At 43.8% G+C, this 23,496-nt stretch carries 25 protein-coding genes, 1 pseudogene and 1 other annotated feature; of the genes and pseudogenes, 20 read left to right on the forward strand and 6 right to left on the reverse strand.

The genetic code is table 11. The features are described 5' to 3' along the window. Positions 1-59: 59 nt before the first annotated feature. Positions 60-1,649: a hypothetical protein gene (locus tag FJR71_RS00130; protein ID WP_140813777.1), complete on the forward strand. Its 1,590-nt coding sequence runs from the start codon at positions 60-62 to the stop codon at positions 1,647-1,649. Positions 1,650-1,669: 20 nt separating this feature from the next. On the opposite strand, the gene FJR71_RS00135 is transcribed toward FJR71_RS00130, so the two are convergent. The 4 genes from FJR71_RS00135 to FJR71_RS00150 are packed head-to-tail and all read right to left on the reverse strand — an operon-like array spanning position 1,670 to position 4,416. Then, entirely contained in the window at positions 1,670-1,975 is a 306-nt protein-coding gene (locus FJR71_RS00135; RefSeq protein ID WP_023026420.1) for a DUF5960 family protein, read from the reverse strand. Next, positions 1,956-2,327 carry a hypothetical protein gene (locus tag FJR71_RS00140; RefSeq protein ID WP_140813778.1) on the reverse strand — a complete coding sequence of 124 codons (372 nt, stop codon included), beginning with the start codon at positions 2,325-2,327 and terminating at the stop codon, positions 1,956-1,958. The genes FJR71_RS00135 and FJR71_RS00140 overlap by 20 nt, the downstream gene beginning before the upstream one ends. Next, positions 2,324-3,736: a Y-family DNA polymerase gene (locus tag FJR71_RS00145; protein ID WP_140813782.1), complete on the reverse strand. Its 1,413-nt coding sequence runs from the start codon at positions 3,734-3,736 to the stop codon at positions 2,324-2,326. The genes FJR71_RS00140 and FJR71_RS00145 overlap by 4 nt, the downstream gene beginning before the upstream one ends. A gap of 2 nt (positions 3,737-3,738) precedes the next feature. Next, positions 3,739-4,416, reverse strand: a complete 678-nt coding sequence (locus FJR71_RS00150; protein WP_140813783.1) for a helix-turn-helix domain-containing protein — start codon at positions 4,414-4,416, stop codon at positions 3,739-3,741. 182 nt (positions 4,417-4,598) lie between these two features. Between FJR71_RS00150 and rsmD the strand changes: the two are divergent. From rsmD to trpB, 13 genes and pseudogenes are all read left to right on the forward strand, one after another. Beyond that, positions 4,599-5,118: pseudogene (gene rsmD, locus FJR71_RS00155) on the forward strand (16S rRNA (guanine(966)-N(2))-methyltransferase RsmD). Further along, positions 5,108-5,581, forward strand: a complete 474-nt coding sequence (coaD, locus tag FJR71_RS00160; protein ID WP_140813784.1) for a pantetheine-phosphate adenylyltransferase — start codon at positions 5,108-5,110, stop codon at positions 5,579-5,581. The pseudogene rsmD and the gene coaD overlap by 11 nt, the downstream one beginning before the upstream one ends. A 5-nt stretch (positions 5,582-5,586) precedes the next feature. Continuing rightward, positions 5,587-6,693 carry a SepM family pheromone-processing serine protease gene (locus FJR71_RS00165; RefSeq protein WP_123159438.1) on the forward strand — a complete coding sequence of 369 codons (1,107 nt, stop codon included), beginning with the start codon at positions 5,587-5,589 and terminating at the stop codon, positions 6,691-6,693. A gap of 314 nt (positions 6,694-7,007) precedes the next feature. Then, a complete protein-coding gene (gene ccdA2, locus FJR71_RS00175; protein WP_140813786.1) occupies positions 7,008-7,718 on the forward strand; it encodes a thiol-disulfide oxidoreductase-associated membrane protein CcdA2 in 711 nt (236 codons plus the stop codon). 26 nt (positions 7,719-7,744) lie between these two features. Next, complete coding sequence (locus FJR71_RS00180; protein WP_140813787.1) at positions 7,745-8,050, forward strand: hypothetical protein; 306 nt, start codon at positions 7,745-7,747, stop codon at positions 8,048-8,050. A 65-nt stretch (positions 8,051-8,115) separates the two neighbouring features. Then, on the forward strand, positions 8,116-8,676 hold the full coding sequence (locus tag FJR71_RS00185; RefSeq protein ID WP_140813789.1) for a TlpA family protein disulfide reductase: 561 nt from the start codon (positions 8,116-8,118) through the stop codon (positions 8,674-8,676). Between the two features lie 12 nt (positions 8,677-8,688). Further along, a complete protein-coding gene (gene msrB, locus FJR71_RS00190; RefSeq protein WP_123159436.1) occupies positions 8,689-9,810 on the forward strand; it encodes a peptide-methionine (R)-S-oxide reductase MsrB in 1,122 nt (373 codons plus the stop codon). A gap of 58 nt (positions 9,811-9,868) precedes the next feature. Beyond that, positions 9,869-10,603: a response regulator transcription factor gene (locus tag FJR71_RS00195; RefSeq protein ID WP_140813790.1), complete on the forward strand. Its 735-nt coding sequence runs from the start codon at positions 9,869-9,871 to the stop codon at positions 10,601-10,603. Next, positions 10,600-12,312: a cache domain-containing sensor histidine kinase gene (locus tag FJR71_RS00200; RefSeq protein WP_140813791.1), complete on the forward strand. Its 1,713-nt coding sequence runs from the start codon at positions 10,600-10,602 to the stop codon at positions 12,310-12,312. Before FJR71_RS00195 ends, FJR71_RS00200 begins: the two co-directional genes overlap by 4 nt. A gap of 622 nt (positions 12,313-12,934) precedes the next feature. Beyond that, entirely contained in the window at positions 12,935-13,513 is a 579-nt protein-coding gene (locus FJR71_RS00205) for a YutD family protein (RefSeq protein WP_048687726.1), read from the forward strand. Positions 13,514-13,531: 18 nt separating this feature from the next. Beyond that, a complete protein-coding gene (gene rlmN, locus FJR71_RS00210; RefSeq protein ID WP_048687731.1) occupies positions 13,532-14,620 on the forward strand; it encodes a dual-specificity RNA methyltransferase RlmN in 1,089 nt (362 codons plus the stop codon). After that, positions 14,598-15,131: a VanZ family protein gene (locus tag FJR71_RS00215; RefSeq protein WP_172605083.1), complete on the forward strand. Its 534-nt coding sequence runs from the start codon at positions 14,598-14,600 to the stop codon at positions 15,129-15,131. Before rlmN ends, FJR71_RS00215 begins: the two co-directional genes overlap by 23 nt. 77 nt (positions 15,132-15,208) lie before the next feature. Continuing rightward, positions 15,209-15,444: a binding site (T-box leader), on the forward strand. A 124-nt stretch (positions 15,445-15,568) separates the two neighbouring features. After that, complete coding sequence (gene trpB, locus FJR71_RS00220; RefSeq protein ID WP_140813792.1) at positions 15,569-16,756, forward strand: tryptophan synthase subunit beta; 1,188 nt, start codon at positions 15,569-15,571, stop codon at positions 16,754-16,756. Positions 16,757-16,762: 6 nt separating this feature from the next. Here trpB and FJR71_RS00225 read toward each other — a convergent pair whose 3' ends face one another. Further along, positions 16,763-17,422 (reverse strand): prepilin peptidase, encoded by a 660-nt coding sequence (locus tag FJR71_RS00225; RefSeq protein WP_140813793.1) that lies wholly within the window; start codon positions 17,420-17,422, stop codon positions 16,763-16,765. A 153-nt stretch (positions 17,423-17,575) separates the two neighbouring features. On the opposite strand from FJR71_RS00225, the gene FJR71_RS00230 reads away from it, so the two are divergent. From FJR71_RS00230 to FJR71_RS00240, 3 genes are all read left to right on the forward strand, one after another. Beyond that, on the forward strand, positions 17,576-18,103 hold the full coding sequence (locus tag FJR71_RS00230; RefSeq protein WP_048687737.1) for a Dps family protein: 528 nt from the start codon (positions 17,576-17,578) through the stop codon (positions 18,101-18,103). Positions 18,104-18,223: 120 nt separating this feature from the next. After that, positions 18,224-18,442 carry a YqgQ family protein gene (locus FJR71_RS00235; RefSeq protein ID WP_006596794.1) on the forward strand — a complete coding sequence of 73 codons (219 nt, stop codon included), beginning with the start codon at positions 18,224-18,226 and terminating at the stop codon, positions 18,440-18,442. Positions 18,443-18,480: 38 nt separating this feature from the next. Beyond that, entirely contained in the window at positions 18,481-18,825 is a 345-nt protein-coding gene (locus tag FJR71_RS00240) for a rhodanese-like domain-containing protein (RefSeq protein WP_048687808.1), read from the forward strand. A 36-nt stretch (positions 18,826-18,861) separates the two neighbouring features. Here the strand turns inward: FJR71_RS00240 and FJR71_RS00245 are convergent, their stop codons facing one another. Beyond that, positions 18,862-19,587 (reverse strand): pseudouridine synthase, encoded by a 726-nt coding sequence (locus FJR71_RS00245; RefSeq protein ID WP_048687741.1) that lies wholly within the window; start codon positions 19,585-19,587, stop codon positions 18,862-18,864. A gap of 237 nt (positions 19,588-19,824) precedes the next feature. Here FJR71_RS00245 and typA point away from each other — a divergent pair, with 237 nt between their 5' ends. The 3 genes from typA to murD all read left to right on the forward strand — a co-directional run bounded on the left by typA (position 19,825) and on the right by murD (position 23,495). Next, positions 19,825-21,672 (forward strand): translational GTPase TypA, encoded by a 1,848-nt coding sequence (typA, locus tag FJR71_RS00250; RefSeq protein ID WP_061563670.1) that lies wholly within the window; start codon positions 19,825-19,827, stop codon positions 21,670-21,672. A 22-nt stretch (positions 21,673-21,694) separates the two neighbouring features. Next, a complete protein-coding gene (locus tag FJR71_RS00255; protein WP_023026447.1) occupies positions 21,695-21,961 on the forward strand; it encodes a DUF3165 family protein in 267 nt (88 codons plus the stop codon). A gap of 181 nt (positions 21,962-22,142) precedes the next feature. Further along, the gene (gene murD, locus FJR71_RS00260; RefSeq protein ID WP_140813794.1) at positions 22,143-23,495 is read left to right on the forward strand and encodes a UDP-N-acetylmuramoyl-L-alanine--D-glutamate ligase; all 1,353 of its coding nucleotides are present in this window, start codon (positions 22,143-22,145) and stop codon (positions 23,493-23,495) included. The last annotated feature ends 1 nt before the right edge of the window (position 23,496 follow it).

Below are 23,496 nucleotides of genomic sequence, written 5' to 3' on the forward strand. Positions count from 1 at the left end.
GGACTAGTGAAAAACTAGTCTTCTTTTGATATACTTAAATAAGAAGTGAGGATTGATTTATGTGGGAACACCTAAAACAAGAACAAAAAGAGAAATACAAGACTCTCATTACCAACTTTGCTAGTCTGAGTGAGGCCTTTTCTCAGAAAGCAGAAGGTGAAGATTCTGATGATCGAGAAAGCTATGTTGCTCCGATTGTCAATTCAAAATTTCAAGAGACTGTTTTTCAAAAGGCTTTTCATGCCGTTGGTGAGGATATTGCCAATACTTCCTATGATGCTTCGCTTGTCGTTGATGAGCAACATAAGTATTTGGTTGGGATTAAATCCTTTGGTTTGGACTCAGGGGATCAAAAGATTGCGCAGTTCAAGAAAGATTCACAGTCTTGGAATGAGTTGTTGAGTGAAATTCGATTTCACGCTGAGATTTCACCGGACAAGGAGACAGCTGATAAAGAGAATAGTGCTCGTTATGAAAAACTGGCCCTTGAGATTGCGACCTTGCGAAATCAACGGATTGAATCCTCAAAAGCACTGATAAGGGGATTTCATTCTGATTCTAGCCATGTGGAAGCAGTATATCATGTCTTGATGCCGACTTTCAAAGGACACAAGCCTCAGATACATGTAGGAGAGACAACTTATCTGCCTGTTGACCTAGACCATCTCAAGATTCTGGGTTCTACAACCAAGAATAATCCGACAAATTTCCGTTTTACAGATGGCCAGCACGATTACAAATACACGGCTGCAGATAGTCAGCTCCATATGACTTTTAGGAATAAGGAGATTGTAGTTGACACCTGGGATGTGAATTATGTCGAAGATCCCTTTTATCTTTTTGAACACCTTCATTTATTGACTTCGGAGAAAAGTGATTCGGAGATTCTTGAGTCGGTGTCGTGGGTGATCACAGATAAGCATGGAAATGTAGAAGAAAATTCTGGCTTTAACGCTTTTAATGGTGGTTCAAAGTTAGCCAAGAAAGATCGCTTGCCACGAATTTTAAAGATTCAGGATAAATTTAAAGATAGTCTGGCTCCAGAAGAACTAGCTTTTGTAACCTTCTCTTTGGAAGAAATCCTCTTGAAAAAATGGTCTACCAAGGAAGAAAAAGCTCAGATGAAGTCCATTCGTGAGGACTTGATTCGCTTTGTACATGGGACAGGGAACGAAAAACTCATTAAAGAAATTGAACAGCTGGTGTATCGTCCGGTTAGTGAAGTGTATATCCCTCTTCCAGACTCCAAACATTTCCATGAGGAGCGTCCAGACTTTTTTGGTAAAGGGATAGGTAGGTTTGAGCCAGGTACTAGTAAACTTGCGCTTCCAAAAGAGGAACGGACCTTTAAGCTACGATTTTTATCATCAGGTGATGTGATTACTGCCTATATCAACCAAGAAGCTGGGAAGGCCATTCAATCAACTGATAAGCAAGAAATCCTTGGGAATTGGATCCTTCGAGGGGTCTTTCAGTTAAAAGACAGAGAGATCCTAACGGGTAAGAAATTATCTCAGTTAGAAATCAATGGTATCCGTCTTTCCAAATTCAAAAACGGTGAAATCGGCATTGACTTCATCTGGATCGATGTGGACAATCCTCCTGTAGACGCGATTGGTTGGGTTGCGAAATCCTCTTCATCTAGATGATAAAAGAACCTCCTAGTTTTCTAGGAGGTTGCTTTGTATTCTGTGGTGAGGCTGTGGCCTAGGTAGGTATAAATCCGTGTCAGTGGGGATTGGGGATGGGTAGAGACGCGAAAGTGAAAGTAGTGGTCACGATGGTCGCGACTCTGGGTGTGGTGGAGTCTGAAATAGTTGCGCTGGCCTGTCGACATGGAACGGAGCAGGTCATCTTCTAAAAAGACCAAGGGGGTCGCAGTCGTTGCCAAGCGGTAAAAATCATGCTCGAACTGCTGGTAATTGTCTGAAAAATAATCGAATTGGAGTTCGTGTTTATTCAGGGCTGGTTTCATAGCTAGAATCTCCTGGTTCAATAGAAAAAATTGTCGAAAGAAGGAGAGAGTGGTAGTGCTGGCCATTTTTAATGAGGACTTCAGAGGGGCTTAAGGTATAGACCTGGCCGTAGTAGACGGCGATTTGATCGTCCTGGAGGGTAGAGAGGGAGAGGGGAGACTTTTGCTGGTAAGCCTGCTCGAGAAGGCGACGCATTTCTTCGTTTGAGAGGAGGCGGAGCTCTTCTAGGGAGAGGTGCTTTGTTTGTAAGGCCGTCGAATGCTCAGAGAGGAAGAAGCCAGCCCACTTGGCCATGCCTCGGTCTTGAAAGTCCCGTGCCGACTGATAGGGGAGATAAGAACGATCGATCATGCTAAGCCATCTAAACCTCCTGCAGAGTGGCCTCCGGTCAGTTTGCTTCGAGCCAGAGCGCGTGAATTTTCTAATAGGGCAGATCCCTTCTGTAGAGAAGCAAAGCCAAATCGGTCACGGATGTGGTCAATGGTCTCTTGGAGGGCTTCTTCTTTTTGAGTTTGCTCAGGGTCATCAAATAGGGAGATCAGCTGGAAGCTCTCCTCTACGAGCTTCCCATAAAAGACTCCAATCTGCCGGATGGCTCCTCCCTGGTAGTGAGAGCGAAAGAGCTGGATGACTTCCTTGGCTAATTGAGCTGTAGAGTTGGTCGGTTCAATCTTTCGCTGGCAGTGGATGGAGGGGAGCTGTTCCTGTTTGGAGTAGCTAGCGTGGATGGAGACCAATTGGGTCTTTTTCTTTTCCCGACGCAAGCGGATAGCGACCTGCTCGGCCATCTCACGAAAGACTAATTCAATATCGCTTTGGCGGTGGTAGTCACGGGGAAGGATTTGCGAATTTCCTAGACCGTGAGACTTTGGCCGATAGGGGCGATGGACATTACTTTCATCGATCCCATGGGCATGAAACCAGAGCTGAACGCCCATGACTCCAAATTCTTTTTTGAGATAGTCTGGATTGGCCTGGGCCAGTTCATAGATGGAGTGAATGCCGAGCTTGTTCAGGCGTTTTTCTGTTCGATGACCAATCCCCCAGAAATCAGTTAGTTTTTTTATCTGCCAGACACGACTGGGGACGTCTTCGTAAGACCAGTTAGCCCGCATGGTTTTCTGGTGCTTGGCTTCGTTGTCTAGAGCCAGTTTGGCTAGGAGCGGATTGGCATTGCTCATCCCGACAGTAGCATAGATCCCAGTTTGCTGCCAAATGCGCTTTTGGATCCGAGCAGAAAGGAGATCTAGCTTGGAGCGTCGGTCTAGCTGAGGATCAGGAATAAAGTAGTTGAGAGAGCTGGTCAAATCGATAAATCCCTCATCGATGGAATAGGGGTAGATATCATCTGGAGCAGCAAATTCTTGAAAGACTTGCTGGATTTCCATGTTGACCTGGATATAGGCGTTCATGCGAGGGGGCACGATAAAGGTACGCTTGGCCCAACTTTCGATATAGTGGACAAAGGATGGATCTGTAGGGAGGCCTTGCTTACGGGCCAAGTAGTAATTGAATTTCCTAGTCTTGAGATCAAAGGGCAGATCGTAGCTACGCCCGACATTTTTCTTTCCAAAGACTTGCTTAAAAACGGGGGAACTAGCTAAGATGAGGCCAGCAGAATTATCGCTCCGACTCATGACACAAAGAGACGTCGTCAAGGGATTGAGGCCGAGGCGGACACACTCACAACTGGCATAGAAACTTTTCATATCCACAAAAGCAATATCAGACCTTGGCTCACGTGAATAATCAAAAAGCATATCTAGACCTCCAGAGGGAGGAAGTGGCCGACCACGATACCGACAATTTTTGGTTCATCTTCGTAGGGAGCAAAGAGGTCATCATAGGCGGGATTGATGGACTCTAGGCGGAGGCCCTCCTCTTCCCGATAGACTTTTTTGATATAGGTCTTCCCGTTCCACATAAGGGCGTAGACCGCTCCATCATAGTCAAATCCTGTCTGTTTCATCAAGGCAACGGAACCGTTTGGATAGCTTGGTTCCATCGAATCACCAGAGACCCAAGAGGCAAAGTCGTGTTGGATCTCTTGGTCAAAATAAACGGTCTCGTAGTCGGTCTCATTGTCATAAAAGGTATGACCATGTCCAGCTGCCAAGTCGATAGAGAGGACACGGTAAGGGACCAAAGAGACCACCTTTTCTTGCTCTGCTAAGAGTTGGCTAGCCAAGAGATCGACCTTTTTCTGATGGGGTGGGGTTAATAAAGGGTAGGTGAAAAGCGCTGAGCTCTTGTCGACAAAGTAGTCCTCTTTAACGGAGAGGCGCTTGGCCAACCTCCTGAGATTTTTATCGTGTGGCTCTGCTAAGCCATTCTCCCAACTAGAGTAGGCCTTGCGACTAATCTCTAAGGATTCGTAGACCTGGGCTTGGGTTAGGCCCAGCTCCAGTCGCCGGTCTTTTAATTTTTTTGCATCAAACATTTGCATTCTCCTATGTAACGTTTTAAAAGTTACGTATAGTATAGCAAAAATAAATTCGGACTTCAAGAGAAAAGTGAGAGGATTTTTCTTTGGCGGCGAAAGGGATTTGGTTCAGCAGATCTCAGAATGTAGAAGGTGGGTGTTTTTGTATCTTTTATCCAAATTTTGATATAATAATCTCTATGAAGATTGTATCAGGTACCTATGGAGGGCGTCCTCTTAAGACGCTCGAAGGAAAGACAACGAGGCCCACTTCAGATAAAGTGAGAGGGGCTATGTTTAATATGATCGGTCCTTATTTTGATGGGGGGCGGGTCTTGGATCTATATGCTGGCTCAGGTGGCTTGTCCATCGAAGCGATATCTCGGGGGATGGAGCAGGCTGTCTTGGTCGAGAAAGACCGCAGAGCCCAAGGGATCATTGCCAGCAATATCCAAATTTCAATTGCTGAAGATGGAGGCTCACCAAGCACTCAGTCAATTGCAGGGGACGTTTGACCTTGTTTTCTTAGATCCTCCCTATGCCAAGGAGCAGATCGTAGCCGATATTGAAACCTTGGCTGAACGAGACTTGCTGGGAGAAGAGGTCATGGTCGTCTGTGAGACGGACAAGGCAGTAGACTTGCCTGAGGAGATTGCTTGTCTAGGAATCTGGAAAGAAAAAATCTACGGAATTAGTAAGGTAACGGTTTATGTCAGATAAAATCGGGTTATTTACAGGTTCATTTGACCCAATGACCTTGGGACACTTGGATTTGATAGAGCGAGCTAGTCGCTTGTTTGATTGCTTGTATGTAGGCATCTTCTTTAATCATGAGAAGAAGGGTTATTTTACCATTGAGCAAAGAGAGGCCATGGTGATAGAGGCAGTAGCTCATTTATCCAATGTAAGAGTCATCATCTCAGAGGCAGAGTTGGCAGTAGAAGTGGCTAGACGGTATGGAGTGACGAGCTTGGTTCGCGGTTTGCGCAATAGCCAAGACTTCCTCTATGAAAGCAACATGGACTACTTCAATCACCAGCTGGCTCCAGAGCTTGAGACCATCTATCTCTGTGCCCAGCCCCAGTATCAGGCCTTGAGCTCGACGAGAATTCGCGAGTTGCTGACCTTCCAGCAAGATGTCAGTGCCTATGTCCCAGAGAGTGTTATAAAGGAGATGAAATAAAAGGAATGAATGAATTTGAGAAACAAAGGGCTCAGTTACCAGAAAGCCCATTTGAACCTGTACGCAAAAAAGATAGTGTGTGGAGAACCTATCGCTGGCCGATTATTGGGACCTTGCTTCTGATTTTGGCCTTGCTAGCTTTCTTTGTTCCCCTACCCTACTATCTGGAAATGCCCGGGAGTTCAGAAGATATTCGCCAAGTGATGCGCGTCAACCAGAAAAATGATGAAGCATCCGGTTCGTATGATTTTGTCACTGTTGCCGTCAAGCAAGCGACCTTCTCGGATATAGTCTATGCCTGGGTGACTCCTTTTACAGATATCCACTCTGAAAAAGAAATGACAGGTGGCAGTTCCAGTGAGGAATTTTTCCGGATTAATCAATTTTATATGGAAACCTCTCAAAATACTGCCAAATACCAAGGATTGAAAACGGCAGGTAAAGAGACAGAGATGGAATTCTTAGGTGTTTATGTCATGCAAGTAGCAGAAGACTCTACTTTCAAGGGCGTTCTAAATATTGCGGACACGGTTACGGCTGTGAATGACAAAACCTTCAAGAGCTCAAAAGAACTCATCGAGTATGTTGGTTCCCAAAAAATTGGGGACAAGGTCTCAGTGACCTACACAGAAGATGGTCAGACCAAGACAGCTGAAGGAAAGATTATTAAGTTGGTCAATGGCAAGAATGGGATTGGGATTAGCTTGATTGACCGGACAGAAGTGAAGAGTGACGTGCCGATTGAGTTTGCGACAGCTGGCATCGGTGGTCCAAGTGCCGGGATGATGTTTAGTTTGTCCATCTATACTCAAGTAGCGGATCCAGACCTTCGTCAGGGACGCCACATCGCGGGGACAGGGACCATTAACCATGATGGGACTGTCGGAGATATTGGAGGAGTGGATAAGAAAGTCGTGGCGGCAGATCGCGCTGGTGCTGAAATCTTCTTTGCCCCTGATAATCCGGTGACAGAGGAAGTTAAAAAGAACAATCCGAATGCCAAGAGCAACTACGATGAAGCGGTAGAAACAGCTAAGAAAATTAAAACCAAGATGAAAATTGTTCCTGTTAAAACCTTGCAGGATGCCATTGACTATTTGAAAAAGAATTAAAGTAGCTTGCTCGAAAAGAGAGTGGGACAGAAATCGGTCATTCGTTAGAATTCGATTTCGTCGTCCCACCTCCGCACAGTTGAGTAGGGCTGTAAAAGTTGATGAAATCAGCGTAGTAGAGCCCTACTCAACCACTGCGTCTTGCTCGATAATCCAAAGACAATATCGAGGCTAGGATTTTTGTCCCAGCCTCGATATTGGTAGATAGGGATATTCATCTCCCAATTAAATTCAAGTTTTTGCATATCAATCTCTCTATTTTTAGAGAGATTTTTTCTTTATACTAGTGTCAGAAAGTAAGGGAGGTAATTGGAATGATTGAAAATAGTTTGTTTTCCATTTCAGTGTTCTTAGCGGGGATTCTATCTTTTTTCTCTCCGTGTATTTTGCCGTTGATGCCAGTCTATGTAGGGATCTTATTAGATTCTGAGCACGAAAAAACGGTGCGTATTTTTGGAAAAGATGTTTCTTGGTATGGTTTGGTCAAGACCCTCTGTTTTATTGCTGGTCTATCAACCGTATTTCTCATCCTAGGTTATGGTGCGGGTGCCCTGGGTCAGGTACTCTATGCTCCCTGGTTCCGTTACCTACTAGGAGGGATTGTCATCTTATTGGGAATCCATCAGATGGGTCTCATCAATCTTCGGCAACTCCAAAAACAAAAGAGTATCCAACTGAAGAAGGACGAAAAACGCAACGAATTCTTCAATGCCTTTCTAATTGGAGTGACCTTTAGTTTTGGGTGGACTCCTTGTGTCGGACCTGTATTAAGCTCGGTTTTAGCGCTTGCGGCTTCTGGAGGAAATGGTGCTCTACAAGGAGCGCTCTTAATGCTGGTTTACACCTTGGGCTTAGCTCTTCCCTTCTTACTCTTGGCCCTGGCTTCAGGCTGGGTCTTGCAACGCTTTGCCAAACTCAAGCCTCATATGGGGACCTTGAAAAAAATCGGTGGTGCTCTCATCGTCTTGATGGGCATCTTGCTGATGCTGGGTAATCTCAACAGCCTAGCATCCCTGTTTCACTAATCTTGAATGATTAAAGGAGAAAAATCATGAAAAAAATTCTTGCACTTACCATTGCTACCCTTAGCATCGTCACTTTAGCAGCTTGTTCTGGACAAAAATCTGATTCAGATATGAAAAAAACGGACGATAGTAGTATGATGAAGAAGGACGATATGAAGGATTCGTCCATGTCCGATGATAAAATGAAAAAAGGCGATATGAAAGACTCATCTATGATGTCTGACAGCAGTTCTGAAATGAAAGACAACATGAAAGAAGATAAGATGAAATCGAGCGATTCAGAGATGAAGGACGACATGAGTGACTCATCTGACATGAAATCAGACCAATAAAGGACAATAGGAAGAGGAGGTCGTCTGTTTGGGCGACTTTCTCCCTATTTGAAGAGGAGGAAGACATGAAAAAAATGGCCATAGTAGCGACAGGGCTTTTGTGTGTAGGATTGTTAGGGGCCTGCTCCGGCCAGGGGATGGAGTCATCCAATAAAGGCGAGACTAAGCAGACAGCCAAAACGGGAGGTTCAGAGCAAGCTGGCAAGAAAGTTCTGGATTTTAGCCTGCAAGGAGTAGACGGCAAGACCTACCGCTTATCAGATTACAAAGGGAAGAAAGTCTATCTCAAGTTTTGGGCTTCCTGGTGCTCAATCTGTCTTTCAACATTAGGTGACACAAATGATTTAGCAAAGGCAGAGGAGGGTAAGGATTATGTAGTTCTAACTGTTGTCGCTCCGACATTCAATGGGGAAAAATCAGCCGATGACTTTAAAAATTGGTACCAGGCTTTGGACTACAAAGATTTCCCAGTCTTAATGGACAGTAAGGGCGATTTACTCAAAGAGTATGGGATTCGCTCTTATCCATCTGCTCTCTTTATTACGAGCGATGGAACACTCGCCAAGACCCATATCGGCTATATGAGTAAGGAAGACATCGTCCAGACTCTAAAAGAAATGAAGTAAGGAGGACATAAAATGGAAACAAAATGGAAACTCATTTCCGTTCTTTTAGTAGGCCTGCTTTGTTTTGGACTCTTTTTCCTTATCAAAGGATCCATGGCCTTGGATACATCAGATGCGACGACTGAGCAGATCAAAAAAGCGTCCATGAGTCAGACACCAGTAGCAAACAAAAAGAAGGAAGAAAAAGTCAATCCAGAAGACCAACGAGAAATCTATCTAGCTGGTGGCTGCTTCTGGGGTGTGGAAGAGTATTTTTCCCGTGTTCCAGGCGTCATTGATGCCGAATCAGGTTATGCCAATGGAAAAGGGGATACTACCAAGTATGAACTGGTCAACCAAACAGGGCATGCCGAAACGGTACACATCACCTATAATGTCAAGAAGGTTTCCTTGAAAGAACTGCTTCTACACTATTTCCGGATTATTGATCCAACATCAAAAAACCGTCAGGGAAATGATCAGGGAAGTCAATATCGGACAGGAGTTTATTACACCGATCAAGCAGATTTGCCAACCATAAATCAAGTATTTGAAGAAGTGGCGAAGAAATATGATAAGCCTTTGGCTGTAGAAAAAGAAGAACTTGCTAATTATATCAAGGCGGAAGACTACCATCAGGACTATCTACAGAAACATCCGAATGGCTATTGTCACATTGATGTGAATCAAGCTTCTTATCCGGTTATTGACGCTAGTCGCTATCCAAAGCCGAGCGATGAAGAGATCAAGAAGAAGTTATCGCCCGAAGAATATGCAGTGACGCAAGAAAATGATACAGAGCGTGCTTTTTCTAATCGCTATTGGGATAAGTTTGAAGCGGGCATCTATGTGGATGTCGTAACAGGAGAGCCCCTCTTCTCCTCAAAAGATAAATTTGATTCCGGTTGTGGTTGGCCAAGCTTTAGCCGGCCGATCAGTCCCGATGTGGCAACCTACAAGGAAGATAAGAGTTTCAATATGACTCGGACAGAGGTTCGGAGTCGAGTAGGAAATTCCCATCTAGGCCACGTCTTTACGGATGGACCTAAGGAAAAAGGTGGCCTTCGCTACTGCATCAATAGTTTGTCAATTAAATTCATTCCTAAAGCAGAGATGGCAGAAAAGGGCTACGGCTATTTGTTGGACTATGTCTGAGACTTTTTGCGACCTACTTTGATATAATGAGTATAACAAGGATAAGTAGGTGAAACACATGTATTCAATCATGATTGTAGAAGACGAAGAGCTGGTTCGGCAGGGACTGACTTCTCTAGTGAATTATGAACAGTTTGGGATGAAGGTCATTGACCAAGCGGAAAATGGGCGAATAGCTTGGGAAAAATTTCAAGCACAACCGGCTGATCTCCTCTTGACTGATATTAATATGCCACAGTTGAATGGCTTAGATTTGGCCCAACTAGTCCGAGAGAAAGCTCCATCCTGCCATATCATCTTTCTAACAGGCTATGATGATTTTGAGTTTGCTCAGAAAGCCATTCGACTCGGAGCAGATGACTATCTCCTCAAGCCCTTTTCAAAAGCAGATATTGAAGAGATGCTGGAGAAAGTCAAGAATAAGCTAGACGAGGAAGGAAAGAAAGCCCAGGTTGAAACCTTGGTGGATCAGGGGCATTCGACGGAGTTGGAAGAGGCTATTCATTCCCGCTTAGCGGATTCCCAATTAACCCTCAAGGACTTGGCTCTTCAACTGGGTTTTAGTCCCTCTTATCTGAGTGTCCTAATCAAGAAAAAATTGGGCCTCCCTTTTCAAGAATACTTGATCCAAGAACGGATGAAAAAGGCCAAACTTTTACTCTTGACGACCGATCTCAAGATTTATGAGATTGCAGATCAGGTTGGCTTTGAGGATATGAACTATTTTTCTCAACGCTTTAAACAAGTAGTCGGTGTAACCCCAAGACAATACAAAAAAGGAGAGTATGAATGAAACGATACCCTTTGCTGATTCAGCTGATTGTTTATGTATTTGTCTTCATTCTCTTGCTCTTGGGTTTAGTCGGTAGTCTATACTATCAAACTAGCTCAGCAACCATTGGCCAACTGACGGAGCGAACAACCCGCAATAGTATCGACCAGAGTAGTCAGTTTATCGCCTCCTATCTGAAAAAATTGAAGCAGACCACCTCGGTCCTCAGTAAAGAAGAGAGTATTCGTCAGTTTGCTCAAGACAAGGAGGTGAGCCCAGAAGCCGTTCAAAGTCTGATGCGAACCATTATTGAGACAGACCCAGATCTGGTTTCGGCTGTCTTAGTAACTAAGGATGGACGCCTTGTTGCTACGGATTCTCAAATTAGCATGCAGACCTCATCGGATATGATGAACGAAAGCTGGTATCAGGAGGCTATCAAAGAGAGGGCCATTCCTGTCTTGACGCCAGCCCGGAAGGAATCTTTGTCTTCAGAGAAGGACAAGTGGGTGATTTCTATCACCCAGGAAGTGGTGGATGCTTCTGGTCAAAATCTAGGAGTTTTGCGCCTAGATATTGGCTATCAGAGCCTAGAAGCTTATCTGGATCATCTCCAACTTGGCAAAAAAGGCTTTAGTTTCATCATCAATCAGAAGCATGAATTTGTCTACCATCCTAAAAAGACAGTCTATTCTTCCAGTCAGGAAATGCAGGCCATGCAACCCTATATTGCTGTCAAGGATGGCTATGCCCAAAAGGGGCAGAACTTTGTCTACCAAATTGCTATACCAGAGAGTGATTGGACCTTAATTGGAGTGGCTTCTCTAGAAGGTCTACAGATGCTTCAATCGCAAATGCTCTATTCCTTTATAGGTTTAGGTGCTCTCGTCCTCATCATGTGCTGGCTGGGAATCTGGTTCATTCTGCGCTTGTGGATCAAACCCCTACAAGATTTGCAGGCCGTCATTCTGAAAATAGGATCTGGTCATTCCCACTTGCGGGCAACTACCAAGGGATCGCCTGAATTGGTAGATCTTGCTCAAGCCTTCAACCGTATGTTGGATCAAATTGAAAACCTTATGCAATTGGTTAAAGAAGAGGAACAAAACGCACGACGTTATGAACTGCGAGCTCTTTCAGCCCAAATCAATCCTCATTTCCTCTATAACACCTTGGATACCATTGTCTGGATGGCTGAGTTTAATGATGGTCAGCGCGTGGTTGACTTGACTAAGTCCCTAGCCAAATATTTCCGCCTTGCTCTCAATCAAGGACAGGAACAAATTAGGCTTCAGGACGAAATAGACCATGTGCGCCAGTATCTCTTCATTCAGAAACAACGCTATGGAGATAAGTTGAATTATGAAATTTTTGAAGAGGGGACGTTGGGAGATTATCAGCTTCCAAAACTGGTTCTACAACCCTTAGTGGAAAATGCCATCTATCACGGCATCAAGGAGATGGATCGGCCGGGCATGATACGAGTCACTTCGGAAATCAGAGAAGAACAAGTAGTTCTGACGATTTACGATAATGGACGAGGCTTTGCCTTGTCTGAGTCGACAGACCAAACCCTTCTTCGGCTAGGAGGAGTTGGTTTGCAAAATGTGGATCAACGCTTGCGGTTACAGTTTGGGGCTAGCTATCATATGGAGATTAATTCTAAGCCTAATAGCTATACGAAAATCACTCTTTATCTACCCCTCACATCACGTGACGAACATTCATAGAGACAAAGATCACCCTCTTTGTCTCTTTTTACTTTCAAAATGAAAATAGAATCTTCTAAAAAACTTTCCTTAGGTGAGTACGGACGTTAGGTGAAATTATCCAGTGGATGATTTCAGCAATCCAAGAAGTTCCATGGCTAAATAAAGATACAAAGGGCGTCTGCGGATAAAGTCAAAATAGGAAGTTTGACGTAGAATCTTTCGATTCTAGGAGAATTTATCTTTTTGACACAATCCGCAGACCGTGTTCAATTAGTTTTGAGCCCCTTCGTTCTTTAATTTCTAGGCTCAGGCTAAAACAGTTCCCCAAACTGTTTTACTCTCAAAACTCCCGAGTGCCTGAAACAATTAGGTTTCATGCACTTTTCTCACATCGGAAAGTTTTAGATCTGCTTAAATGACTCAAAAAATAGAATCCTTTTTTGAAGAATCGTTTAGTTGTTTTCTGTAAAAAGTTTGTCTACATACTAAAGCAGGCTTTTTCTGATGAGACAGGAAGAAGAGGTAAATTAAATCGTCAGACTTTTTACAGATTATCTCTTTTCCGTTGAAATTCTATCTAAAGATAGGGATTTATGATAAAATAAAGTGTTACAACTAAAGGTATGAATAAAGGAAGACTATGCGCAAAGAAATATCCCCTGAATTATTTAATTATAATAAATATCCTGGACCGGAATTTCGTCTGGTTGGCAATCAAGTGCTAGCAGAACAATTGACATTTGAGCTAGTTGAGAACCAAAATGATGCCTTTGATGCGACGGTCTTTGGTCAGCGCTTTTCAGAGGTTTTAACCAAATTTGATTATATTGTCGGTGATTGGAGCAATGAACAGTTGCGTCTACGTGGCTTCTATAAGGACGACCGTCCGGTCACAGATACAGAGAAAATCAGTCGCTTGGAAGATTATTTATTAGAATACTGTAGCTATGGCTGTGCTTATTTTGTCCTAGAAAATGCAGAACCACGTCGAGCATCCTTTGACAAGAAATCTTCTCCAAAGCAACAGGAAGAGGGCAATCGTTCTGCTAAGCGTGGCGGTCGTCAAAATCGCCGCAATCGCTCCAAAAATCAGCCACGAGAACGTGAACAAGAGCAAAAACAAAAGGCTTCTCAACCAAAGAAAAAGAACCGTCAGCGGTCTAGAAAAAAAGATGCACAGGGTGAGCAAGAACGCCACTTTGTCATCCGTCAAAAGTAAAGAGAGAAAAGAGATAAGATGAAACCTTCAATTTATGGTCTGACTCGACAAGAACTGATCGAGTGGGCAGAAGAACATGGTGAAAAGAAATTCCGAGCAACCCAAATCTGGGAATGGCTTTATCGGAAACGCGTTCAGTCATTTGAAGAAATGACCAACCTATCGAAGGACTTGATCGAAACCTTGAATGACCAGTTCGTGATCAATCCTTTGAAACAACGGATCGTTCAAGAATCAGCAGATGGAACCGTCAAATACCTCTTTGAGTTGCCAGACGGCATGTTGATCGAGACGGTATTGATGCGCCAACATTATGGCTTGTCGGTCTGTGTCACCACTCAGGTAGGGTGCAACATCGGCTGTACCTTCTGTGCATCTGGTTTGATCAAGAAACAACGCGACTTGAACAGTGGGGAAATCGTTGCCCAAATCATGTTGGTTCAAAAATACTTTGACGAACGTGGACAAGATGAACGCGTCAGCCACATCGTTGTGATGGGAATTGGTGAGCCATTTGATAACTACAAGAATGTCTTGAGCTTTGTCCGTACGGTCAATGATGACAAGGGGCTGGCTATCGGTGCGCGCCACATTACCGTTTCAACGTCTGGCTTAGCCCATAAGATTCGTGATTTTGCTAATGAAGGGGTTCAGGTCAATTTGGCAGTATCCCTGCATGCTCCAAACAATGACTTGCGTTCTAGCATCATGAAAATCAACCGAGCTTTCCCAATTGAGAAACTGTTTGCGGCGATTGAGTACTATATCGAAACGACCAACCGCCGGGTGACCTTCGAGTACATCATGCTTAATGAAGTCAATGATGGTGTCGAACAAGCCTTGGAATTGGCAGAACTCCTTAAAAAGATCAAGAAGCTATCTTATGTCAACTTGATTCCTTACAACCCAGTTAGTGAGCATGACCAATATAGCCGGAGTCCAAGAGAGCGCGTGATGGCCTTCTATGACACCTTGAAGAAAAACGGAGTCAACTGTGTGGTTCGTCAAGAGCATGGTACGGATATCGATGCTGCTTGTGGACAATTGCGTTCTAATACGATGAAGAGAGACCGGGAGAAAGCCATTGTTGAAGAAGCTCAACCGTAACAACTGGCTGATAGAAGAAGGGCAATTAACAAAAAAAGGAAGACAACTGCTACTAGGTGGCAGTTTCTTCTATTTTGTCCTGCTCTGTCTCATGTGTTCTCTTCCCCAGCGGCCTGAACCAGGGATGGAAACACCTGGGATTCAACATTTTGGTCGTGTAGTCGTATTACTGATTCCCTTTAATTCTCTCATCAACCTAGGTCAAGTGACCAGTCTGCTCCAGCTGATCAAGGTGTTTGTACAGAATATAGCCAACATCTTTCTTTTATCCCCTTTGGTCTTTCAACTGCTTTGGCTCTGGCCTTGGCTAGGCACTCGGAAACGCGTCCTTTGCTTTAGTCTAGGGATGAGTTTGTGGATTGAGCTCAGTCAGATTGTCCTAGACCTTTTATTTGATTTCAATCGGGTGTTTGAGATAGATGATCTGTGGACCAATACCCTGGGAGGCTACCTAGCCTATCTGTGTTTTAAATGGCTGCAAGCTTCTATAAGTAAGGACAAGCTATCTTAGTTTGGTACAAAATCCGAACAATTGAATACGATTGCAAATTTTGGGTTGACAAACTGTAGGAAGGAAGCTATAATAGCTTCAAGACATCAGAAAAGTAGAGGTTTTTCTCACTTCCAGGGAGCTTGTGGTCATTGCGAACAAGCAGTGGTGAATCTTGAAATGGGCTGATGCGTTTATGATGATGAATTTGAAACAATAAAAATTCGGTGAGCACACCTTATCGTGCACCCTGTTGTTAGACAGGTCAGAGATGTAGGAGAAAGATTGTCTTCCTACAATTGAGGTGGCACCGCGGTATCGAATCGTCCTCACACAGATTTTTCTGTGTGAGGTTTTTTGTATCTCAAAGGAATCCAGTGAGACTGCAGCTCAAAGGACCAGCGAGAGAGAAAAAAGATCATAAACAGGATTGAAGATATAGAAAAGAGGACACAATCATGACAGAAACAAAAGGCTATTTCGGACAATTTGGTGGATCTTTCGTACCAGAACCTATTCAAAACTTGCTTGATCAATTAGAGGCAACTTTTGAACAGTATAAAAATGATCCAGAATTTATCGCAGAATACAAACATTATCTCAAAGATTATTCTGGCCGGGAAACACCGCTCTACTTTGCGGAAAGTTTGACAGAGCATTTAGGTGGGGCGAAAATTTATTTGAAGCGCGAAGACTTGAATCACCTAGGTTCGCATAAATTGAATAACGTCTTGGGGCAAATCCTCTTAGCTAAGCGCATGGGCAAAACGCGCGTGATCGCTGAAACAGGAGCCGGTCAACATGGTGTGGCTACAGCAGCTGCGGCAGCTAAGTTCGGTATGGCCTGTGATGTTTACATGGGAGCAGAAGACGTGGAGCGTCAACGTCTCAATGTCTTCCGCATGGAAATGATGGGGGCAACCGTTCATGCAGTTGAAACAGGAACCAAGACCTTGAAAGACGCCGTTGATGCTGCTTTTGGAGCATGGATGGCAGACCTCGATGCTTTTTATGTTTTGGGTTCTGCTGTTGGACCTCACCCTTACCCAACCATTGTCCATGAATTCCAAAAAGTGATCAGTGAAGAGTCTAAACGTCAAATCTTGGGAAAAGAAGGTCGTTTGCCAGACTATGTGATTGCCTGTGTTGGTGGTGGATCCAATGCCATCGGTGCCTTCTCCCAATATGTAGGCGATGAGGAAGTCAAATTGGTCGGTGTTGAAGCAGCTGGTCATGGTTTGGACACAGACCAGCACGCAGCGACCATGACTAAGGGGACTGTAGGAGTTGTCGATGGGATGAAGACCTACGCTGTCTTTGGCGAAGATGGAAAAGTAGCGCCAGTGTACTCGATCTCTGCTGGTTTGGACTACCCAGGGGTTGGTCCAGAGCATGCCTTCTTTAAAGATTCTGGTCGTGTTGAATATGTAGCAGCGACAGATGATGAAGCGGTTCAAGCTCTTCTTCTCCTCAGTAAGACAGAAGGGATCCTCCCAGCCATTGAAAGCTCACACGCGATTGCAGAAGCTGTCAAACGTGCTCCACAATTGGACAAGGACAAGATTATTATTATCAATGTCTCTGGACGTGGGGATAAGGACGTGGCTGCCATTGCAGATTATCTAGAAGCGAAAGCTACAAAATAAGAAATCTTATCTGCTTAAAATTGTAAAAAACAGTAAAGCATGATAACTCAGAAAAAGACAGGGAACAAAAGGAATCCGGTCTTTTTCTTTTTTAAAGAGAAAGGCAAGGAGACCAATGAGGGAAGCCCCTTGCATGACTAGGAGGACTTGGACGGCCGAGAGGGTCAAAGAAAAAGTAGCCAGCAAGAGAAAATCCCCTGCTCCAATGCCGATGGAGTAAACAGCTGACAGGACTCCTAAGAAGAGAAAGACTCCCATCAAGAGGGTAGGACTGGTGAAAAACAGGCAAAGAGCGTGGAGCACTAGCCAGAGGAGGAGAGGGTACTCCATGAATCGAAAATCATAGATGGCCAAAACGCAACTGCCAAGAAGAACCAGGAGATGAGGAATGGGAAGAAGACCCTGATAGCACAGTAAAAAAAGGAGACCACTCCAGGCTTCAAAGAGGGCATACCAATAAGGAAGAGAGCTCTGGCAGTAGCGGCAACGGAATCGAAAAAGGCATTGCGAAAGAATAGGAATCAAGTCTAGAAATCCCAAGGTCTGTTGACATTGGTCGCAATGGCTTCTTGGACGAATGATGGAGCTTTCTGGAAAACGGTCGATGACGAGACCTAAAAAGGAGGCCATACAGGCGCCGACTGTAAAAAAATAGAAGTTGATCATACTTATAGTATTCGTAAAAAAGATGACTAATGAGGATTAGAAATGAAACAATTTTCTAACTTTTCTTATTTGAGCATTTTCTCTTGCATTTCTTAATTAGAAGGATTATAATATAACTAAATTAGAATAATTCTAAAAAAGGAGAACTCATTTATGACAACAATCAAAAAAGAAGCAGCAAAAGATGTAGCAACATTTGCAACTATTAGCGAAGTAAGCAAGAGCTTAACCGATACAAAAGCGGTTTTGAATCAAGTGGTGGCAGACCTTTATGTCGCTCATATTGCCTTGCACCAAGTACATTGGTATATGCGTGGTCGTGGCTTCCTCGTATGGCATCCAAAAATGGATGAGTATATGGAAAGCTTGGATGCGACTCTTGATGAAGTAAGTGAACGCTTGATTACCTTGGGTGGTGCTCCGTACGCTAGCATGGTTGAGTTCTTGGAACATAGCAACATCCAAGAAGAAAAAGGTTCATTCGAACGCTCTATGGAAGAAAATTTTGGACGTGTCCTTTCTATCTTCCGCTACTTGGTAAGTCTTTATCAAAAAGCCTTGGATATCACAGATGCTGAAGGAGATGACGTGACCAACGATATCTTTGTTGGTGCAAAAGCTGAATTGGAAAAACATATCTGGATGATTGCCGCTGAATTAGGACAAGCACCAGGTTTGTAATCTGAAATTAAACAAACGAGCCTTCCTTGCTTGGGAGGCTCGTTTTTGGGAGGAGATTTTTCCTGTAAATAAAACAGGGGCCATCTTGAAAATACTTGAAAGATTTGATAGAATAAGCACATGAAAACCCTGTACGATGTTCAACAATTTCTGAAAAAATTTGGAATCATTATTTATGTCGGAAAACGGCTTTACGACATTGAATTGATGAAGATTGAATTGAAAAGGATCTATGACGCTGGGCTGATGGAAAAATTGGATTATCTAGAAGCAGAAGCTGTCTTACGTAGAGAACACGCACAGGAATTACGTTATTTAGAAGAGGAGAAAGAAAAGTGAATGTAACAAGTGTTTTAGTATGGTTGATTGTTTTAGGGATGTTTGGCTGGATGGGCTACAATTACTTCCGTATCCGTCGTGCTGCAAAAATTGTGGACAATGTAGAGTTTGAAGAATTGATCCGCAAAGGCCAATTAGTGGACTTGCGTGATCCGAATGAATTCCACGCTAAGCATATTTTGGGAGCTCGGAACATTCCATCCAACCAATTAAAAGTGAGCTTGGCTGCCCTTCGCAAAGATAAGCCAGTCTTGCTCTATGAGAACAGTCGTGGGTCCCGTGTGACCAATGCGGCCCTCTTCTTGAAAAAACAGGGTTACAAAGATATCTATATCTTGTCCTATGGTTTGGATTCTTGGGATGGAAAGGTAAAAACGAACTAAGATTAAAACTCCAGAAGTATGAGCTTCTGGAGTTTTTTAGCGGGTTTCTTCTAAAAAAGAGCGAATCGCGTCACATTCAACTGATGTGAGGGGGCGATAATGCCCCTCTTTCAGCTCATCCTCTAAAGTAAAAGGCCCAAAGCGAACTCGTTTTAAAGTAGTGACTTTGACCCCAATGGATAAAAACATCTTTTTCACCTGATGAAATTTTCCTTCAGACAGGGTGACCAGGGCCTGGCTTTCGGTAAGGCTGGAGTTAAGGATTTTTAGTTTGGCAGGCTTGCATGTTGTCCCGTCTAAGAAGGTGATTCCTTCTTGAAATTCCTCTATATGAGCGGGTTCAAGAGGGCCGTTGACTGTTACCGCGTATTCTTTTTCAATATGGTATTGGGGATGAAGGAGTTGGAAACCTAGAGGTCCATTGTCTGTGAGTAGGAGGAGCCCGGTCGTATCCCGATCCAGTCGACCGATAGGATAGGTCTTGGGGGTCCGGTCTTCTGCTCGGAGGAGGTCCAATACTGTAGGATGTTGGGCATCCTTGGTAGCCGTCACTAGTCCTTGAGGTTTATGAAGAAGAAAATAGTGGTGGGAACAGTCGGTAAGAATCCGATCCTTCCAGCGAACTTCTTGGAGACCTGTATCGACATTTTGGGATAATTTTGTTGCAGCAAGTCCGTCGACTAGGATCTGCTTTTTGGCTAGGCACTGTTTGATTTCTTTGCGGGGAATTTGGTAGTGGGCCAGTAATTGATCTAATCTCATAAAAGACAGGATAGCATGAAATGGAGAGAATCACAAGTATTCGGAAAAAGGATGAAGAAAAGGGATAAAGAGGTGAAAGATTTTCATGAATAGAGTGGTTAGGAGTGGGAATGAGAAAGAAGGTTTTCGAAAGAAAGCATGAAAACATTTACACTTACTTGAGTTAAGTCATTTGCTTAAAATTGTGGTATAATCGTTCAGTTAGAAAATAAATTTTTGAATACAATAGAGGAAATCATGACAAAATTAAGAGAAGATATCCGTAATATCGCGATTATCGCCCACGTCGACCACGGTAAAACAACCCTCGTTGACGAATTGTTGAAACAATCTGAAACTCTTGACGCGCGTACAGAGTTGGCAGAGCGTGCAATGGACTCAAACGATATCGAAAAAGAGCGTGGAATCACCATCCTTGCGAAAAATACAGCCGTTGCTTACAACGGGACTCGTATCAACATCATGGACACACCAGGACACGCGGACTTCGGTGGAGAAGTTGAGCGGATCATGAAAATGGTTGATGGTGTTGTTTTGGTAGTAGATGCCTACGAAGGAACCATGCCACAGACTCGTTTCGTATTGAAAAAAGCCTTGGAACAAGACCTTGTGCCGATCGTTGTAGTTAACAAAATCGATAAGCCATCTGCTCGTCCAGCAGAAGTAGTAGACGAAGTCTTGGAACTCTTCATCGAGCTTGGTGCGGATGATGACCAACTTGACTTCCCAGTTGTTTATGCGTCAGCGATCAACGGAACATCTTCCTTGTCAGATGATCCAGCAGATCAAGAAAAGACCATGGCGCCAATATTTGACACCATTATCGACCACATCCCAGCTCCAGTTGATAACTCAGATGAGCCCCTTCAATTCCAAGTGTCTCTTCTTGACTACAATGACTTCGTAGGACGTATCGGTATTGGACGTGTCTTCCGTGGTACCGTAAAAGTTGGTGACCAAGTTACCCTTTCTAAACTTGACGGTACAACCAAGAACTTCCGTGTCACAAAACTCTTCGGTTTCTTTGGTTTGGAACGTCGTGAAATCCAAGAAGCCAAGGCTGGTGACTTGATTGCCGTATCAGGTATGGAAGATATCTTCGTTGGTGAAACCATCACTCCTACAGACGCAGTTGAAGCTCTTCCAGTTCTTCATATCGATGAGCCAACCCTTCAAATGACCTTCTTAGTTAACAACTCACCTTTTGCTGGTCGTGAAGGGAAATGGGTGACTTCACGTAAGGTCGAAGAGCGCCTTCAAGCAGAATTGCAAACAGACGTATCTCTTCGTGTAGATCCAACGGACTCACCAGATAAATGGACCGTTTCAGGACGTGGGGAATTGCACTTGTCAATCTTGATCGAAACCATGCGCCGTGAAGGCTATGAGCTTCAAGTATCTCGTCCAGAAGTTATCGTAAAAGAAATTGATGGTGTGAAGTGCGAGCCATTTGAGCGTGTGCAAATCGATACTCCGGAAGAATACCAAGGGTCTGTCATCCAAAGCCTTTCTGAACGTAAGGGTGAAATGTTGGATATGATTGCAACAGGTAATGGTCAAACTCGTTTGGTCTTCCTAGTTCCTGCGCGTGGTTTGATTGGATATTCAACTGAATTCTTGTCAATGACTCGTGGATACGGGATCATGAACCATACCTTCGACCAATACTTGCCATTGATTCCAGGTGAAATTGGCGGTCGTCACCGTGGTGCCCTTGTTTCTATCGATGCTGGTAAGGCAACAACCTACTCTATCATGTCTATCGAAGAACGTGGTACTATCTTTGTCAACCCTGGTACTGAGGTTTACGAAGGAATGATCATCGGTGAAAACTCTCGTGAAAATGACTTGACTGTTAACATCACGAAGGCTAAACAAATGACCAACGTTCGCTCCGCTACTAAGGACCAAACAGCGGTTATCAAGACTCCTCGTATCTTGACGCTTGAAGAATCACTCGAGTTCTTGAACGACGATGAGTACATGGAAGTAACGCCTGAATCAATCCGTCTACGTAAACAAATCTTGAATAAGGCAGAACGCGAAAAAGCAAACAAAAAGAAAAAATCAGCTGCAGCTGAATAAAAAATAAGAAAGGAGTGACAAAATGGTTTATTTAATTATAGGTATTTTGATCCTCCTTTTTTACCTTTTTGCAGCTCCAAAGAGCATTAGAGGAACTCTGAATGTAGTAACCCTGGTCGTATTATTGGTCTCTTTGGTCATCCTACTTTGCTTAGCGATTTTCCAAATTTTCCAATTGCCATCAGAATTTTTTGTTGGCGCCTTCCTTGCTTTTGTGGGCTACCTGGCCCTCGTTGATATTTCGCGATTGCCGACCAAGTCTTCTAAACGCTTGGATAAATCAGAATAAACTGGAGATCTTGTCTCCATAAAAAAGAGTTGTTGTGATAGAAAATCATGGCGACTCTTTTTTATGAAAGATGCTGAAGCGGTCATTTTTATACGTGTTGCTTCTTTTGCTGTCTTAAGGCTTTTTAATTTGTCTAAAAAAGGGTAAAATAGAAGGTGAACAAATTGGAGAGAAAAAAGCTATGAACGTCATTGAAACATTTAAAAATAAAAAAGTCCTTGTTTTAGGATTGGCTAAGTCTGGAGAATCTGCAGCGCGACTACTCGATCGCTTAGGAGCTATCGTAACGGTGAATGATGGCAAAGCCTTTGAAGAAAATCCTGCAGCCCAAAGTTTACTGGAAGAAGGAATCAAAGTCGTGACAGGAGGACATCCTCTGGAACTCTTGGATGAAGACTTTGCAGTGATGGTGAAGAATCCTGGAATTCCTTACACGAATCCTATGGTTGAACGGGCCCTTGAAAAAGGCATCCCTGTTTTGACCGAAGTTGAATTGGCCTACCTCATTTCAGAAGCGCCAATCATCGGAATCACTGGTTCAAACGGAAAAACAACCACCACTACCATGATTGGAGAAGTATTAACTGCCGCTGGACAAAACGGTCTCTTGTCTGGAAATATTGGTTTTCCAGCTAGTCAAGTCGCTCAAACAGCGACAGCTAAAGACACATTGGTGATGGAATTGTCTTCTTTCCAATTGATGGGGATTGAAGCCTTCCATCCAGAAATCGCAGTCATCACCAATCTCATGCCGACACATTTGGATTACCACGGATCGTTCGAAGGTTATGTAGCTGCAAAATGGGCAATTCAAAAGAATATGACGGCCAAGGATTTTGTGGTACTAAACTTTAATCAGGATCTAGCCAAAGACTTGTCTCAGCAAACACAGGCTACTGTGGTGCCATTTTCAACCCAAGAAAAGGTAGATGGAGCATATTTAGAGGACGGTGTCCTTTACTTCCGAGGTGAAGCCGTCATGCGAGCAGACCAAATTGGAGTACCAGGCAGCCACAATGTAGAAAATGCTTTAGCTACCATTGCAGTGGCCAAACTTCGTGGTGTTGACAATCAAACTATCCAAGAAATCTTATCAGCCTTTGGCGGGGTGAAGCACCGCTTGCAGTATGTAGCTGAGATTGAAGGGGTGAAATTCTACAATGATAGTAAGTCTACCAACATCTTAGCAACCCAAAAAGCCTTGTCTGGCTTTGATAACGCTCATGTCATATTAATCGCTGGTGGCTTGGACCGAGGCAATGAGTTTGACGAATTGGTGCCAGATATTACTGGTCTTAAAAAGATGGTCATCCTTGGAGAGTCTGCTGAACGGGTGAAACGAGCAGCGGATCAAGCGGGTGTGGCTTATCTAGATGCGACGGATGTGGCAGATGCAACGCGCAAAGCCTTTGAAATAGCTGAGCCAGGTGATATCGTCTTGCTTAGTCCAGCCAATGCCAGCTGGGATATGTACGCGAATTTCGAAGTACGGGGCGATGAGTTCCTTAAAACAGTAGAAGAGTTGAAAAAATAAT

Origin of the sequence: Streptococcus xiaochunlingii (assembly GCF_006385805.1) — a bacterium.
GTDB classification, from domain to species: domain Bacteria; phylum Bacillota; class Bacilli; order Lactobacillales; family Streptococcaceae; genus Streptococcus; species Streptococcus xiaochunlingii.

Excerpts from the sequence above, each read along its gene's own strand:
- FJR71_RS00130 (WP_140813777.1), top strand. The coding sequence starts at position 60 with ATGTGGGAACACCTAAAACAAGAACAAAAAGAGAAATACAAGACTCTC.
- FJR71_RS00135 (WP_023026420.1), bottom strand. The coding sequence starts at position 1,975 with ATGAAACCAGCCCTGAATAAACACGAACTCCAATTCGATTATTTTTCA.
- FJR71_RS00140 (WP_140813778.1), bottom strand. The coding sequence starts at position 2,327 with ATGATCGATCGTTCTTATCTCCCCTATCAGTCGGCACGGGACTTTCAA.
- FJR71_RS00145 (WP_140813782.1), bottom strand. The coding sequence starts at position 3,736 with ATGCTTTTTGATTATTCACGTGAGCCAAGGTCTGATATTGCTTTTGTG.
- FJR71_RS00150 (WP_140813783.1), bottom strand. The coding sequence starts at position 4,416 with ATGTTTGATGCAAAAAAATTAAAAGACCGGCGACTGGAGCTGGGCCTA.
- coaD (WP_140813784.1), top strand. The coding sequence starts at position 5,108 with ATGTCAGATAAAATCGGGTTATTTACAGGTTCATTTGACCCAATGACC.
- FJR71_RS00165 (WP_123159438.1), top strand. The coding sequence starts at position 5,587 with ATGAATGAATTTGAGAAACAAAGGGCTCAGTTACCAGAAAGCCCATTT.
- ccdA2 (WP_140813786.1), top strand. The coding sequence starts at position 7,008 with ATGATTGAAAATAGTTTGTTTTCCATTTCAGTGTTCTTAGCGGGGATT.
- FJR71_RS00180 (WP_140813787.1), top strand. The coding sequence starts at position 7,745 with ATGAAAAAAATTCTTGCACTTACCATTGCTACCCTTAGCATCGTCACT.
- FJR71_RS00185 (WP_140813789.1), top strand. The coding sequence starts at position 8,116 with ATGAAAAAAATGGCCATAGTAGCGACAGGGCTTTTGTGTGTAGGATTG.
- msrB (WP_123159436.1), top strand. The coding sequence starts at position 8,689 with ATGGAAACAAAATGGAAACTCATTTCCGTTCTTTTAGTAGGCCTGCTT.
- FJR71_RS00195 (WP_140813790.1), top strand. The coding sequence starts at position 9,869 with ATGTATTCAATCATGATTGTAGAAGACGAAGAGCTGGTTCGGCAGGGA.
- FJR71_RS00200 (WP_140813791.1), top strand. The coding sequence starts at position 10,600 with ATGAAACGATACCCTTTGCTGATTCAGCTGATTGTTTATGTATTTGTC.
- FJR71_RS00205 (WP_048687726.1), top strand. The coding sequence starts at position 12,935 with ATGCGCAAAGAAATATCCCCTGAATTATTTAATTATAATAAATATCCT.
- rlmN (WP_048687731.1), top strand. The coding sequence starts at position 13,532 with ATGAAACCTTCAATTTATGGTCTGACTCGACAAGAACTGATCGAGTGG.
- trpB (WP_140813792.1), top strand. The coding sequence starts at position 15,569 with ATGACAGAAACAAAAGGCTATTTCGGACAATTTGGTGGATCTTTCGTA.
- FJR71_RS00225 (WP_140813793.1), bottom strand. The coding sequence starts at position 17,422 with ATGATCAACTTCTATTTTTTTACAGTCGGCGCCTGTATGGCCTCCTTT.
- FJR71_RS00230 (WP_048687737.1), top strand. The coding sequence starts at position 17,576 with ATGACAACAATCAAAAAAGAAGCAGCAAAAGATGTAGCAACATTTGCA.
- FJR71_RS00235 (WP_006596794.1), top strand. The coding sequence starts at position 18,224 with ATGAAAACCCTGTACGATGTTCAACAATTTCTGAAAAAATTTGGAATC.
- FJR71_RS00240 (WP_048687808.1), top strand. The coding sequence starts at position 18,481 with ATGTTTGGCTGGATGGGCTACAATTACTTCCGTATCCGTCGTGCTGCA.
- FJR71_RS00245 (WP_048687741.1), bottom strand. The coding sequence starts at position 19,587 with ATGAGATTAGATCAATTACTGGCCCACTACCAAATTCCCCGCAAAGAA.
- typA (WP_061563670.1), top strand. The coding sequence starts at position 19,825 with ATGACAAAATTAAGAGAAGATATCCGTAATATCGCGATTATCGCCCAC.
- FJR71_RS00255 (WP_023026447.1), top strand. The coding sequence starts at position 21,695 with ATGGTTTATTTAATTATAGGTATTTTGATCCTCCTTTTTTACCTTTTT.
- murD (WP_140813794.1), top strand. The coding sequence starts at position 22,143 with ATGAACGTCATTGAAACATTTAAAAATAAAAAAGTCCTTGTTTTAGGA.